14 protein-coding genes are annotated in these 13054 nt (G+C 58.8%); 13 read left to right on the top strand and 1 reads right to left on the bottom strand.

Going from position 1 to position 13054, the window contains the following annotated elements; all coding sequences use genetic code 11:
* Window positions 1-5: 5 nt before the first annotated feature.
* Complete coding sequence (locus tag AB5Z05_RS08755) at window positions 6-743, bottom strand: hypothetical protein (protein ID WP_069554839.1); 738 nt, start codon at window positions 741-743, stop codon at window positions 6-8.
* Between the two features lie 201 nt (window positions 744-944).
* Between AB5Z05_RS08755 and potA the strand changes: the two genes are divergently transcribed.
* The 13 genes from potA to AB5Z05_RS08690 all read left to right on the top strand — a co-directional run bounded on the left by potA (window position 945) and on the right by AB5Z05_RS08690 (window position 12974).
* Window positions 945-2048 (top strand): spermidine/putrescine ABC transporter ATP-binding protein PotA, encoded by a 1104-nt coding sequence (gene potA / locus AB5Z05_RS08750; protein ID WP_201956724.1) that lies wholly within the window; start codon window positions 945-947, stop codon window positions 2046-2048.
* The gene (potB, locus tag AB5Z05_RS08745) at window positions 2035-2922 is read left to right on the top strand and encodes a spermidine/putrescine ABC transporter permease PotB (protein WP_368151097.1); all 888 of its coding nucleotides are present in this window, start codon (window positions 2035-2037) and stop codon (window positions 2920-2922) included. Before potA ends, potB begins: the two co-directional genes overlap by 14 nt.
* On the top strand, window positions 2919-3689 hold the full coding sequence (gene potC, locus AB5Z05_RS08740) for a spermidine/putrescine ABC transporter permease PotC (protein ID WP_005336644.1): 771 nt from the start codon (window positions 2919-2921) through the stop codon (window positions 3687-3689). Before potB ends, potC begins: the two co-directional genes overlap by 4 nt.
* Window positions 3690-3770: 81 nt before the next feature.
* Window positions 3771-4838, top strand: a complete 1068-nt coding sequence (locus tag AB5Z05_RS08735; protein ID WP_005345409.1) for an extracellular solute-binding protein — start codon at window positions 3771-3773, stop codon at window positions 4836-4838.
* Between the two features lie 409 nt (window positions 4839-5247).
* Window positions 5248-5523, top strand: coding sequence for a Zn-ribbon containing protein (locus AB5Z05_RS08730; RefSeq protein WP_368151095.1), 276 nt, complete (start codon window positions 5248-5250; stop codon window positions 5521-5523).
* Between the two features lie 8 nt (window positions 5524-5531).
* The gene (locus tag AB5Z05_RS08725; protein WP_058052592.1) at window positions 5532-5993 is read left to right on the top strand and encodes a hypothetical protein; all 462 of its coding nucleotides are present in this window, start codon (window positions 5532-5534) and stop codon (window positions 5991-5993) included.
* 253 nt (window positions 5994-6246) lie between these two features.
* A complete protein-coding gene (locus AB5Z05_RS08720) occupies window positions 6247-6864 on the top strand; it encodes a glutathione S-transferase family protein (protein ID WP_368151092.1) in 618 nt (205 codons plus the stop codon).
* A gap of 207 nt (window positions 6865-7071) precedes the next feature.
* Window positions 7072-7491 (top strand): D-ribose pyranase, encoded by a 420-nt coding sequence (gene rbsD, locus AB5Z05_RS08715; protein WP_058052594.1) that lies wholly within the window; start codon window positions 7072-7074, stop codon window positions 7489-7491.
* Between the two features lie 36 nt (window positions 7492-7527).
* On the top strand, window positions 7528-9057 hold the full coding sequence (rbsA, locus tag AB5Z05_RS08710; protein WP_368151090.1) for a ribose ABC transporter ATP-binding protein RbsA: 1530 nt from the start codon (window positions 7528-7530) through the stop codon (window positions 9055-9057).
* Window positions 9054-10022 carry a ribose ABC transporter permease gene (gene rbsC, locus AB5Z05_RS08705; RefSeq protein WP_005336670.1) on the top strand — a complete coding sequence of 323 codons (969 nt, stop codon included), beginning with the start codon at window positions 9054-9056 and terminating at the stop codon, window positions 10020-10022. The genes rbsA and rbsC overlap by 4 nt, the downstream gene beginning before the upstream one ends.
* Window positions 10023-10052: 30 nt before the next feature.
* Window positions 10053-10928: a ribose ABC transporter substrate-binding protein RbsB gene (gene rbsB, locus AB5Z05_RS08700; RefSeq protein WP_368151344.1), complete on the top strand. Its 876-nt coding sequence runs from the start codon at window positions 10053-10055 to the stop codon at window positions 10926-10928.
* A 109-nt stretch (window positions 10929-11037) separates the two neighbouring features.
* Window positions 11038-11970 (top strand): ribokinase, encoded by a 933-nt coding sequence (rbsK, locus tag AB5Z05_RS08695; protein ID WP_368151088.1) that lies wholly within the window; start codon window positions 11038-11040, stop codon window positions 11968-11970.
* A complete protein-coding gene (locus AB5Z05_RS08690; RefSeq protein WP_368151086.1) occupies window positions 11970-12974 on the top strand; it encodes a substrate-binding domain-containing protein in 1005 nt (334 codons plus the stop codon). The genes rbsK and AB5Z05_RS08690 overlap by 1 nt, the downstream gene beginning before the upstream one ends.
* Window positions 12975-13054: the final 80 nt, after the last annotated feature.

The raw sequence follows: 13054 nt of genomic DNA, 5'->3' as shown, positions 1-13054 counted from the left end.
TTGCATCATGCATTGAAATGGTTGGGGCCTTCTGTCACCTCGTTAACCTCTACCCCCACCCCACAGAGATCCCGATAGAGGATCCCCTTGCAGTTGAAATAGAGCGGTGCCACCCAGATAAGCCCCAACCCCATGGGGATCAGAGCCAGGAAGAAGAGCGCGGTCATCACGCCGTGGAACAGCACAATGCTGGGCCAGCCGCGCGCAAAGAGCTTGAGAGAGACCAGAATGGCCTGGGGTGGCGTCAGGCCACGCTCCAGCACCAGCGGCACGGTAAAGAGCAGCCCCATACCGATCAGCGCCGAGGGAACGAAAGAGAGTACGGCGGGCAAGCCCAGCAGATCGAATAGCGGGCCAAACAGGCTGGTGAGCAGACTGCCAAGCAGGCTCAGCATGCCGAGGCGTACAAAGTGGCGGAAGAAGTCGAACACCTGGTTGGCTCTAGCGCGCACCCCGACTGACTGCTGCAACCCCAGCATATCGAGGGAGCTGGTCATGGGGGCCATTACCACCGTCATCAGCAGGCTCAGCACCATAGCCACATTCATCTGGCTGTCATCCCCCAGATAGGGCAACAGCAGCACATTGCTGAGCAGGATCCAGATCGCCGTCACTCCGACAATCGCCAGCAGCAGGCCAAATCCGGTACGGCGGGTCTGTTGCCATCCCTCCTGGATGACCCCTTTCAGATCAAGGCGGTAGCCCTGGTTCAGAGACTGCTCAAGGGAGCCGCCAATACGCATTTTATTACTCAATTGACTATCCAATATCGAAAACGACCAAATCAGGTGGCACATTATAGCGATTTGGTCTGCTATTCGTAGCCGTTTTTCCTGCGCACTTGCGGCTAATTCGGGCCAAAAAGCCTTTAATTTCATGTGTCGGCTGCATAGAATGCGGCCCTCTTTCAACACGATGGCCACTGGCTGGGGTGAGACTGGCGGATGATGAACAATCCACAGGTAATTGTCGCGCTGAACAAGATCAGCAAAAAATACGATGGCAAGGTGATCCTGAGTGACCTTGACCTTGAAATCTATGACGGTGAATTTCTTACCCTGCTGGGCCCTTCCGGCTGTGGCAAGACCACCCTGCTGCGCCTGCTGGCCGGGCTCGAATCGGTCGACGGTGGCACCATCCATCTGGCCGGTGACGAGATCACCCATATCCCCGCCGAACACAGGCACATCAACACCGTGTTCCAGAGCTATGCGCTCTTCCCCCATATGACGGTGTTTGAAAACGTCGCCTTTGGCCTCGAGATGCAGAAAGTACCGGCCAGCGAGATCCGCCAGCGGGTCGAGGAGACCCTCGCCATGGTGCAGCTCACCGAGCTGGCCAACCGCCGCCCGGATCAGCTCTCCGGCGGCCAGCAACAACGGGTCGCCATTGCCCGCGCCGTGGTCAACAAGCCACGCCTGCTGCTGCTCGACGAATCCCTCTCGGCGCTCGACTACAAGCTGCGCAAACAGATGCAGAGCGAGCTCAAGGCGCTGCAACGTCGCCTTGGCATCACCTTTGTCTTCGTTACCCATGATCAGGAAGAGGCGCTAACCATGTCTGATCGCATCCTGGTGATGGAGGGCGGCAAGCTCATCCAGCGCGGCACCCCGCGCGATATCTACGAATCGCCAGCCAATCTGTTCGTGGCCCGCTTTATCGGCGAGATCAATGTGATGGATGGCAAACTGATCAGCCAGCGCGAGCCCGGTATCTGGCAAGCGGAGGTAGAGGGGCGCGAATGCCTGCTCCATACCACCTTGCCGTTCCAGCCAGACGACAAGGTACTGGTGCTGCTGCGCCCGGAAGATCTGCGCATTCTCGATCAGGATGACGATCAGAGTGGCGCGCTGCGGGGCAATATCCGCGAGCGCAACTACAAGGGGGCGACGCTGGATTCGGTGATCGAACTCGAAAGTGGCAAACAGCTGCTTATCTCCGAGTTCTTCGACGAGGATGACCCCGACTTTGACTACCGTCTGGGTCAGGAGGTGGCGATCCACTGGGTTGACAGCTGGGAGGTGGTGCTGCCCTATGAGCCTCACTAATCTGCGGGTGCCGCACAGCTTTGCCCACAATGGCTTTCGCAACGGGGCCATCGCGCTGATCCTGGGCTGGCTGACGCTGTTTGTCTTCCTGCCCAACCTGATGATCATCGGCGTCAGCTTCCTGACCCGTGACGAGTCCGAGCTTATCGCGCCGCTCTTTACCCTGAGCAACTATGGCCGCCTGCTGGACCCCCTCTATTTCGAGGTGCTGGTCCACTCCCTCTGGCTGGCGCTGCTCGCCACCGCCATCTGCTTGCTGGTGGGCTACCCCTTTGCCTGGCTGCTGGCTCATCTGCCAGCGCGTATCCGCCCGCTGCTGCTGTTTCTGGTGGTGGTGCCGTTCTGGACCAACTCCCTCATTCGTACCTATGCGCTGAAAGTGCTGCTCGGCACCCGGGGGCTGATCAATGGCTGGCTGCTGGATCTGGGGCTTATCGAGCGACCGCTGCAGATGATGTATACCGAGGTGGCCGTCATCATCGGGCTGGTCTATGTGCTGCTCCCCTTTATGGTGCTGCCGCTCTACTCCAGCATCGAGAAGCTGGATGGCCGTTTGCTGGAGGCGGCGCGAGATCTCGGCGCCAACGGCTGGCAGCGGCTGGTGCGGATCATTCTGCCTCTCACCCTGCCCGGCATCATCGCCGGTTGTCTGCTGGTGTTCCTGCCCGCCATGGGGATGTTCTATGTCTCCGACTTGCTGGGGGGCGCCAAGCACCTGCTGATCGGCAACCTGATCAAGACCCAGTTCCTCAATAGCCGTGACTGGCCCTTTGGCGCGGCCATCAGCGTGATGCTGACGGTGCTGATGGCGCTGTTGGTCTACTGCTACTGGCGAGCGGGCAAGCTGCTCAGCAAGAAGGGGGAGCTGGCATGATGCGCGCACTGAAAGCTCTGTTCCTGCTGCTGGTGTTTGGCTATCTCTATGTGCCCATCGGGGTGCTGATCGCCAACTCCTTCAACCTGTCGAAATATGGTATCGACTGGCGCGGCTTTACCCTGGGCTGGTATGAGAAGCTGTTTGCCAGCGCCAGCCTGATGCAGGCGGCCCAGCACTCCCTGACCATCGCCGCCCTCACCGCCACCGCGGCCACCCTGATCGGCACCCTCACCGCCGTGGCGCTGTTTCGCTACCGCTTTCGCGGCAAGCAGTACGTGAGCGGCATGCTGTTTGTGGTGATGATGTCCCCCGATATCGTGATGGCCATTTCGCTCCTGACCCTGTTTGTGGTCACCGGCATTGCGCTCGGCTTCTGGTCGCTGCTGATCGCCCACATCACCTTCTGCCTGCCGTTCGTGGTGATCACTGTCTACTCGCGGCTGTGCGGTTTTGATGTGCGGATGCTGGAAGCCGCGCGGGATCTGGGGGCTGGCGAGTGGATCATCCTGCGCCGCATCATACTGCCGCTGGCGCTGCCGGCGGTGATGGCGGGCTGGCTGCTCTCCTTTACCCTGTCGCTGGACGACGTGGTGGTGAGCTCCTTTGTTACCGGCCCGGCCTACGAGATCCTGCCGCTCAAGATCTACTCCATGGTCAAGGTGGGGGTCTCCCCCGAGGTCAACGCCCTGGCCACCCTGATGCTGGTCGCCTCCCTCGGGATGGTGCTGCTGGCGCAACTGTTACTGCGTAAACGGCAGGGTTGACCCTGCCCGTTTCGTCCCCGCCATCTTTGGCGAACTCTGTCACGGTGGGCCGCAAGGCCCCATAACCCCAAGGAGTTGTTGATGACAATCCAACATAAGGCCGGCGCCCTGCTGGCAGCCGCCCTCACCCTCACCACCCCGCTGCTGAGCCAGAGTGCTCACGCGGCCGATGACAAGGTGGTCTACTTCTACAACTGGTCGGAATATGTGCCGGATGGTCTGCTGGAGCAGTTCCAGCAAGAGACCGGTATCAAGGTGATCTACTCCACCTACGAATCCAACGAGACCCTCTACGCCAAGCTGAAAACCCATGGCGATGGCTATGACGTGGTGGTGCCCAGCACCTACTTCATCTCGAAAATGGCCAAAGAGGGGATGCTGCAGCCGCTGGATCGCGCCCAGCTGCCCAACTTCAAGCACCTCGACCCCACCCTGCTCAACCATGAGTACGACCCGGACAACCGCTACTCCATCCCCTATATCTGGGGCGCAACCGGCATCGGCACCAACACTGACATCATCGAGCAGCCGGTCACCAGCTGGAAGCAACTCTGGGCACCGGAGTGGAAAGAGAGCCTGCTGCTGATGGACGATGCCCGCGAGGTGTTCCATATCGCGCTGGTGCAGCTGGGTTACAGCCCCAACACTCAAGACAAGGCGCAGATCGCCGAAGCGTTCGAATACTTGAAAAAGCTGATGCCCAACGTCAAGGCGTTCAACTCCGACAACCCGGCCGACCCCTTTATTGCAGGTGAGGTCAATATCGGCATGCTGTGGAACGGCTCGGCTTACGGCGCCCAGCGCGAATACCCCTCCATCCAGATGACCTACCCCGAAGAGGGGGCGGTACTCTGGATGGATAACCTCGCCATACCGGCCAAGGCCAAGCATGTGAAAGAGGCCCACGCCCTGATCAACTTCCTGATGCGCCCCGATGTGGCCGCCAAGGTGGCCGAGGCAATTGGCTACCCCACCCCGGTCAAGGATGCCATTCCCCTGCTCACCCCGGCGTTTCGCAACAACCCCATGGTCTTCCCGAGCGACGAGATCAAGCGCAAGGGCGAGTTCCAGTCCGATGTGGGAGATGCCTCCCGCCTCTACGAGCAGTACTTCCTGCAGCTGAAAGCCATGGTGGCCAAGGCCGGTTAAGTCGGCTATTAATTGACCCTGACGGGGTTAATAGTTTAAGGGGGCAATATTTGCCCCCTTCTCTTTTTCACCACCAGCACGGTTTCTCGGCGCAATAATCTTGGACGCAGAAAGGCACGAGGTGCCTCGGTTAACGACAACAAATATGGACTGCCACCTCTCTCTGACAGCCAGCTTCAGAGCAGATTTGAAGGGTGATATGGTAATGATTGCGGTAAATATGGGTCTTCTCTATGAGATTCAGAGTTGCCCCATAGTAGAAATACGGGCAAAATAGGCGAGTTTATAAGCAATGACAGTACAGTATTATCAAAACCGCGAACGTCCGATTACGCTTCGCTAATTGAACCTACGGCCCTATATTAGCAGTGCCACCCATCTTATAACTATTATGCGCTTCAGAGGAAAAATGAAACTAGATAAGTTCGACAGAGGAATTAGATTGCATTGTCCGACTTGCGGATGTACAGACTTTTCATTTGTGGAGCATGATGACGAAGAGCGAGTTACTTGTACTCAATGCGAGCGTCAAATGGCTAGGTTTGAACTGATTGAAGAAAACGCTGAATTAATGACTGAAACTCAAAATGAAATAGCAAAAGAAGCTCAGAAACAGATCAAAGCAGAAATGGAAAAAATGCTCAAAAATGCCTTTAAAGGCAATAAAAACATTAATTTTAGGTAAGGTTTAGTATGGATTTTGGTGATGGTGTTGCTCTTCTCGCTTTGTGTCTATCAGGGTATGCTACTTGGAAAACTGTAAAATTTAACAAGCGACAAGACGAACTGGTTGAAACTCAAAAAGAACTTAACAAGCTTTTGCTTGCTAAAGAAACTGAAGAAGTACTAGGTGATAAGAAAGCTGATTTGGGAGCTTCAATTGTCAAACTCGGTAACAACAACTATCGTTTGAAAATCTGGAACAAAGGTAGTGCCGTTGCAAGGAATGTAGAAGTCGACTTCCCAAATGGGAACGAATTTGTCAATGATTCCGAATTAAAAGATAAATTTCCATATGAATGCTTGGAAAAACACGCATCGGTTGAACTCATCGCTTACATAAATTCTGAAACGGCACGAAAACAGACGTTATGCTTGCGTTGGTCGGATGAGCATAGAAATAAAAATGAAAAACTAGTTTATCCCACGTGGTAAAACCAACATAACAGACAATTTAAGTGTGATTCGGCACATATGTCATTTGTACTGCGTAAACACCAGCTGGTGTGCGCTCTTGGCCGCAAGCGGCCACGGTCGATTAATTCTGCACTTTTTCATGCCTCATTAGGGGTGTAGATTGGCTGAGGGGCAATCGTTGCCCCCTCTCTTTTTTCATGACTGCCCGTGGTGCTGTGCGAAGCAATCTTTCGCCGATATCGCGGGTGGCCTGAGCCAATCAGGAGTATTCATGTCCGATCTGACCCTCTTCTTCGCCCCCGGCTCCTGCGCCGTGGCGGTCCAAATCTCACTGCTGGAAACCGGCGCCCCGTTTACTGCCCGCCAGCTCAATCTGGCTGCCGGTGAGCAGCGTTCGCCCGAATACCTCGCCATCAACCCCAAAGGGCGGGTGCCAGCCCTGATCACCGAGCAGGGCACCCTGACCGAGACCCCGGCCCTGCTGCTCTATGTGGCGCAGCGCTTCCCCGCAGCCAAACTGGCACCGCTGGACAACCCGTTCCTGCTAGCCCGCATGCAGGAGGTCAACAGCTTCCTCGCCTCCACCGTGCATGTCTCCCACGCCCACGGTCGCCGTGGCAGCCGCTGGGCCGATGACGAACAGGCCATTGCCGCCATGCAGCAGAAAGTCGCCAGCAATATGCGCGACGGCTTTGCCCAGATTGAGCAGCACTATCTCGCCGGCCCCTGGGTGCTGGGCGAGCAGTTCAGCGTGGCGGACATCTATCTGTTCGTGGTCGCGGGCTGGCTGAAAAGCGATGGGGTCGAGATCAGTGAATTCCCCAAAGTGGCCGATCATTATCGCCGGATGCTGAGCCGTCCGGCCGTGAACAAAGCCCTCTCCAACTAAGTAAAAAATCAATAGAAAGGGTGCCGAGGCTCTGCTGGCACCCTTCTTTCTCTCTCCTCCCCCTCCTTTGAGATCGTTTTCACATTTCCGTGGTTTTGCCATGGCTCTTCCATCCTAAAAAGCCTATCTTTGCGCCATAACGCAACCGGTTGCGTAACCGGTTGCCTGATAAGAAACTGCGATGGCGAAAGCCTGATGAGGTGCTGTATGAAACGAGGCGTACTGCTCAATGCTCCCCTGAGTGCTCTGGTGGCACAGATGGGCCACACCGACGAGATCACCGTCTGCGATGCAGGCTTGCCCATTCCGGCAGGTCCGGAGCGGATCGATCTGGCGCTGATGGCGGGGACGCCCAGCCTCGAAACCGTACTGACCGCCCTGCTCACCGATCTGGTGGTGGAGAAGGTGATCATGGCAAGCGAGATCAAGCAGATCAGCCCCGCCGCCCATCAGGCGCTGGTCGATCAGCTTGAAGCCCACGCAGCCGCCCAGGGCAAGCCCATCGCCATCGAATACTGCCTGCACGAGGAGTTCAAAACCCGATCCCGCCAGAGCAAGGCGATCGTGCGCAGCGGCGAGGTGACTCCCTACGCCAACCTGATCCTCTGCGCCGGTGTGGCGTTCTGACATTCTTCAAAGAAGGCCTCTTCAAGGAAGCTGCAAATGAGCACAACCTCCCCCCTCTCACCCATTCTGGAGCTGACCGGGATCGTCAAGACCTTCCCCGGTGTGCGCGCCCTCGACGAAGCGGGTCTGCGGGTCTATCCGGGCCAGGTGATGGCCCTGCTCGGTGAAAATGGCGCCGGCAAATCCACCCTGATGAAGGTGCTGACCGGTATCTATCAGGCCGATGCGGGCAGCGTCAGCTACCGCGGTCAGTCGGTCCACTTCAAGGGCCCCCGCGATTCTCAGGATCAGGGGATCAGCATCATCCATCAGGAGCTGAACCTGCTGCCGGAGTTGTCGATTGCCGCCAACATCTTCCTCGGTCGCGAACCCCGTACCCGTTTTGGCAGCATCGACCACAAACAGCTGCGCGAGCGGGCAAGCGGCCTGCTGGCGCGACTTGGTGTCAAGCATGGGCCGGATACCCGACTCGGGGATCTCTCCATCGGCGAACAGCAGATGGTGGAGATCGCCAAGGCGCTGTCGTTCGATGCCAGCGTCATCATCATGGACGAGCCGACCGATGCGCTGACCGATACCGAAACCGAACAGCTGTTCAAGGTTATCCGCGAGCTGCGTGAGCAAGGTTGCGGCATCGTCTATATCTCCCACCGCCTCAAGGAGATCTTCGAGATCTGCGATCGGGTCACTGTGCTGCGCGATGGCAAGTGGATTGGCGAGAAGGCGGTGAGCGATCTGGATGAAGACAAGATCATCGAGATGATGGTAGGTCGCCGACTGGAAGAACAGTACCCGCGTCTTGAGCGCGAGCTCGGCCCCGTCAGCCTGCAGGTGAAAGATCTGGCCGGTCCCGGTGTGCGCGGGGTGAGTTTTTCCCTGCGTCAGGGGGAAATTCTGGGCTTTAGCGGCCTGATGGGCTCCGGCCGCACCGAGCTGATGAAGCTTATCTATGGCGCCAGCCCCATCAGCGCCGGTGAAGTGGCAGTGGACGGCCTTGCTCTGGTGCCCAAAAGCGCGGCCGATGGGTTGGCCGCCGGCATCGCCTATATCTCCGAAGATCGAAAAGGAGATGGCCTGGTGCTGGAGCTGTCGGTGCGCGAAAACATGAGTCTGTGCGCCCTCGACGAGTTCATCAGCAACGGCAAGATTGACGGCAAGGCCGAACGGCAGGCGGTGAGCGACTATGTGCGTCTGTTCAACATCAAGACCCCGAGTCAGGATCAGCTGATCAAGCTGCTCTCCGGCGGTAACCAGCAGAAGGTGGCCATCGCCAAGGGACTGCTGACCCGGCCCAAGGTACTGATCCTCGACGAGCCGACCCGCGGCGTCGATGTGGGGGCGAAAAAGGAAATTTATCAGCTGATCAACCAGTTCAAGAAGGAGGGGATGAGCATCATTCTGGTCTCCTCCGAGATGCCGGAAGTGCTCGGCATGAGTGATCGCATCATGGTGATGCACGAAGGGCGCATCAGCGCAGAGTTCAACACCCGCGATGCCAATCAGGAGAAGCTGATGGCGGCGGCAGTCGGTAAACAGTGGCAAGCAGAGCAAGAGGCATCCCAATGACAACCCAAACCCTTTCCCGCCGTGGCGTCATGAGCAAGGCGTGGTGGATCGAGAACAAATCCCTGGTCGCGCTGCTGGTCCTGATTGGTGTGGTCTCCTTCCTGAGCCCCAACTTCTTCACCGCCGACAACCTGCTCAACATCCTGCGCCAGACCTCGGTCAACGCCATCATGGCGGTCGGTATGACGCTGGTTATTCTCACCGCCGGTATCGATCTGTCGGTCGGCTCTGTACTGGCCCTGTGCGGCGCGCTGGCTGCCACCATGGTCGCCATGGAGCTGCCGATCTGGCTGGTGGTGCCCCTCACTCTGGGGGCCGGTGCCCTGCTGGGCGGCGTCAGCGGCCTCATCATTGCCAAGGGCAAGGTACAGGCATTTATCGCCACTCTGGTCACCATGACCGCCCTGCGCGGTATCACCATGGTCTATACCGAGGGGCGCCCCATCTCCACCGGTTTCAGTGACGGCGCCGATCACTTTGCCTGGCTTGGTACCGGTTACCTGTTCGGTCTGCCGGTGCCCATCTGGCTGATGGCCATCGTCTTCCTGCTCGCCTGGTTCATGCTCAACCACACCCGTCTCGGTCGCTACATCTACGCGCTGGGTGGCAACGAATCGGCTACCCGCCTCTCCGGTATCAATGTGGATCGGGTGAAGCTGGCGGTGTATGGTCTGTGCGGCGCGCTCTCGGCACTGGCAGGGCTTATCGTTACCTCTCGTCTCTCCTCTGCCCAGCCGACAGCGGGCATGGGTTACGAGCTGGATGCCATCGCCGCGGTGGTGCTGGGTGGTACCAGCCTGATGGGCGGCAAGGGCCGTATCATGGGGACCCTGATCGGTGCCTTGATCATCGGCTTCCTCAACAACGCCCTCAACCTGCTCGACGTATCCTCCTATTACCAGATGATCGCCAAGGCCAGCGTGATCTTGCTTGCCGTGATGATCGATAACAAAAGCAATCGTTGATAAGACAAGCCACACACAAGGAATGAAATGATGAAAAAGCTCAATACCCTGCTCGCTGCCGCCATCATGTCCGTGCTGGGCACCGCCCAGGCCGCCGATCAAACCCTGGCCATGGTGGTCTCCACCCTCAATAACCCCTTCTTCGTCACCATGAAAGAGGGTGCCGAAGCCAAAGCCAAGGAGCTTGGCTACGAGATGGTGGTACTGGACTCCCAGAATGACCCGGCCAAAGAGCTCTCCAACATGGAAGATCTCACCGTACGCAAGGTCGGCGCCATCCTGATCAACCCCACCGACTCCGAAGCAGTCGGCAACGCCATTCGTCTGGCCAACCGCGCCAATATCCCGGTACTGACTCTGGACCGCGGCGCCGCGCAGGGTGAGGTCAAGGCCCACATTGCCTCCGACAACGTGGCGGGCGGCAAGCTGGCCGGTGACTTCATCACCGAGAAACTGGGTACCGGTGCCAAGGTGATCCAGCTGGAAGGGATTGCCGGTACCTCCGCCGCCCGCGACCGTGGCGAAGGTTTTGCCCTGGCCGTGGCGGCCAACAAGCTGCAGGTGCTGGCTTCCCAGCCTGCCGACTTTGACCGCACCAAGGGTCTGAACGTCATGGAAAACCTGCTGGCTGCCCATCCGACCGTTCAAGCTGTGTTCGCCCAGAACGACGAGATGGCGCTGGGTGCCATCCGCGCCGTGCAGGCTGCCGGTAAAGAGGTGATGATCGTCGGCTTCGACGGCACTGACGATGGCAAAGCCGCCGTTGCCAAGGGTAAACTGGCCGCCACCGTGGCCCAGCAACCGGCTCTGATTGGTGCCATCGGCGTCGAGACTGCCGACAAGGTGCTGAAAGGTCAACCGGTAGAGAAATCCATTCCGGTACCGCTGCAAGTGGTCAGCAAATAAATCACAAGGGGGAGGCTCGCCTCCCCTTTTTCCCCTCAATTACGGTGCCTCCCGGCTTGAGCTCACTCCATCACAGTGTTCAAGCCAAGATGCATCAGGAGTAGTCAACATGAATCGTCTCGTCGTTATGGGCAGTGTCAATGCAGACCATGTGCTGCGCGTTCCCCACTTTCCTCGCCCGGGTGAAACCCTGACTGGCCACAGCTATCAGGTAGTCCCCGGTGGCAAGGGGGCCAATCAGGCAGTCGCTGCCGCCCGCCTTGGCGCCCCCGTCTCCTTTATCGCCCGCATCGGTGATGACGCCATCGGCCACCAGATGAAGAGCGGTTTTGCCAAAGATGGCATCGACGTCAGTGCCGTCGAGCTCGATCCCAAGCTCCCGACCGGTATCGCCATCATCTATGTGAGCGATGAGGGGGAGAACAGCATAGGTATCTCCGCTGAAGCGAACGGTGCCATCACCCCTGCGGTGGTGAAAAGCCACGAAGCGATGATCGCCGACGCCCACACCCTGCTGTTGCAGCTGGAAGTGCCGCTCGAGAGCGTTCATGAAGCTGCACGGCTGGCTCGCGCCCACGGCACCCGGGTGGTGCTCAACCCCGCCCCCGCTCGCCCGCTCTCAAGCGAGCTGCTGGCGCTGGTCGACCTTATCACCCCCAACCAGACCGAAGCGGAGCTGTTGACCGGCGTCAAAGTCACCGACGAAACGAGTGCCCGCGAGGCGGCCGCCCGCTTCCACCAGATGGGCATTGCGGATGTGATGATCACCCTAGGCGCACAAGGGGTCTATTGCAGCAACGCACAGCAGCAACAACTCATCCCGGGCTTTCGGGTCAAGGCGGTGGATACCACTGCCGCGGGCGATACCTTCAACGGTGCCCTGCTGGCGGCGGAACTGGCCGGTGCCGATTTCCACAGCGCGGTGCGCTTTGCCCACGGGGCGGCGGCGCTCTCCGTCACCCGGTTCGGCGCCCAGAGCTCCATCCCGAGCAAGCAGGAAGTCGACACCTTCCTGCTTGAGCAGACTGCGCAGGGGCACTGATGGCCAATATCAAGGAGGTGGCGGCGCTGGCGGGGGTATCGACCACCACCGTCTCCCACGTCATCAACGAGACGCGCTTCGTCGCCGAGGAGACCCGCGAGCGGGTCTTTGCGGCCATGCGCGAGCTCAACTATGCCCCGAGCCTGGTGGCCCGCAGCCTCAAGGTGAAGGAGACCAACAGTATCGGCATGCTGGTCACCACCTCCAGCAACCCCTTCTTTGCCGAGGTGGTACGCGGGGTGGAGCGTTACTGCTTCGAGCAGGGCTACAACCTGATGCTGGGTAACACCGAAGGTCAGGCCGAGACCGCCCTCTCCTACCTCAAGATGATGCTGCGCAAGCGGGTCGATGGCCTGCTCATCATGTGTAGCGAAGGGCAACAAGAGGTGTTCAACCAGCTCGACTGGCTCAAGAACCTGCCGGTGGTGGTGATGGATTGGGGGCTGGTCAGTGAGGATGTGGATCTGATCGCCGACAACTCCTTCCACGGCGGTTATCTCGCAACCCGCCATCTGATTGAGCTGGGCCACACCGCCATCGGTTGCATCACCGGCCCACACAGCCGCGCCCCCGCCAACCAGCGGCAGGCTGGCTTTGAGCAGGCGCTGCAGGAGGCAGGACTCACTGTCAATCCTGACTGGATTCAGGAGGGGGACTTTGACTGCGCCAGCGGCCATCTGGCGATGACCCGTCTGTTGGCATTGCCCGAGCGGCCCACTGCCCTCTTTGTCTGCAACGACATGATGGCGATGGGAGCAATCAGTGCCGCCCATCAGGCGGGGCTGGTGATCCCGCGCGACCTCTCCATTGTCGGCTACGACAATGTGGCGCTGGCTGAATTTATGTCGCCGCCACTCACTACCGTCAACCAGCCCAAAGAGGAGCTCGGCCGCCTCGCCGTCACCCGGCTGCTGGCTCGCATCAACGGCGAAGCGGTGGCTGACCACCTGATCACGGTTGACCCCGACCTGGTGATCAGACAATCCTGCGCCCCTCGCACCTGACGTTCAGGGGCAATAAAAGAACAAGGCGACCCCGAGGTCGCCTTGTGTCATTTTGTCTCTTGCCAGTGCAATACCGCTTT

This window comes from Aeromonas sp. R2-4 (genome assembly GCF_040908365.1).
Taxonomy (GTDB): Bacteria; Pseudomonadota; Gammaproteobacteria; order Enterobacterales; family Aeromonadaceae; genus Aeromonas; species Aeromonas veronii.
This window is presented reverse-complemented; position numbering and strand designations above follow the sequence as displayed.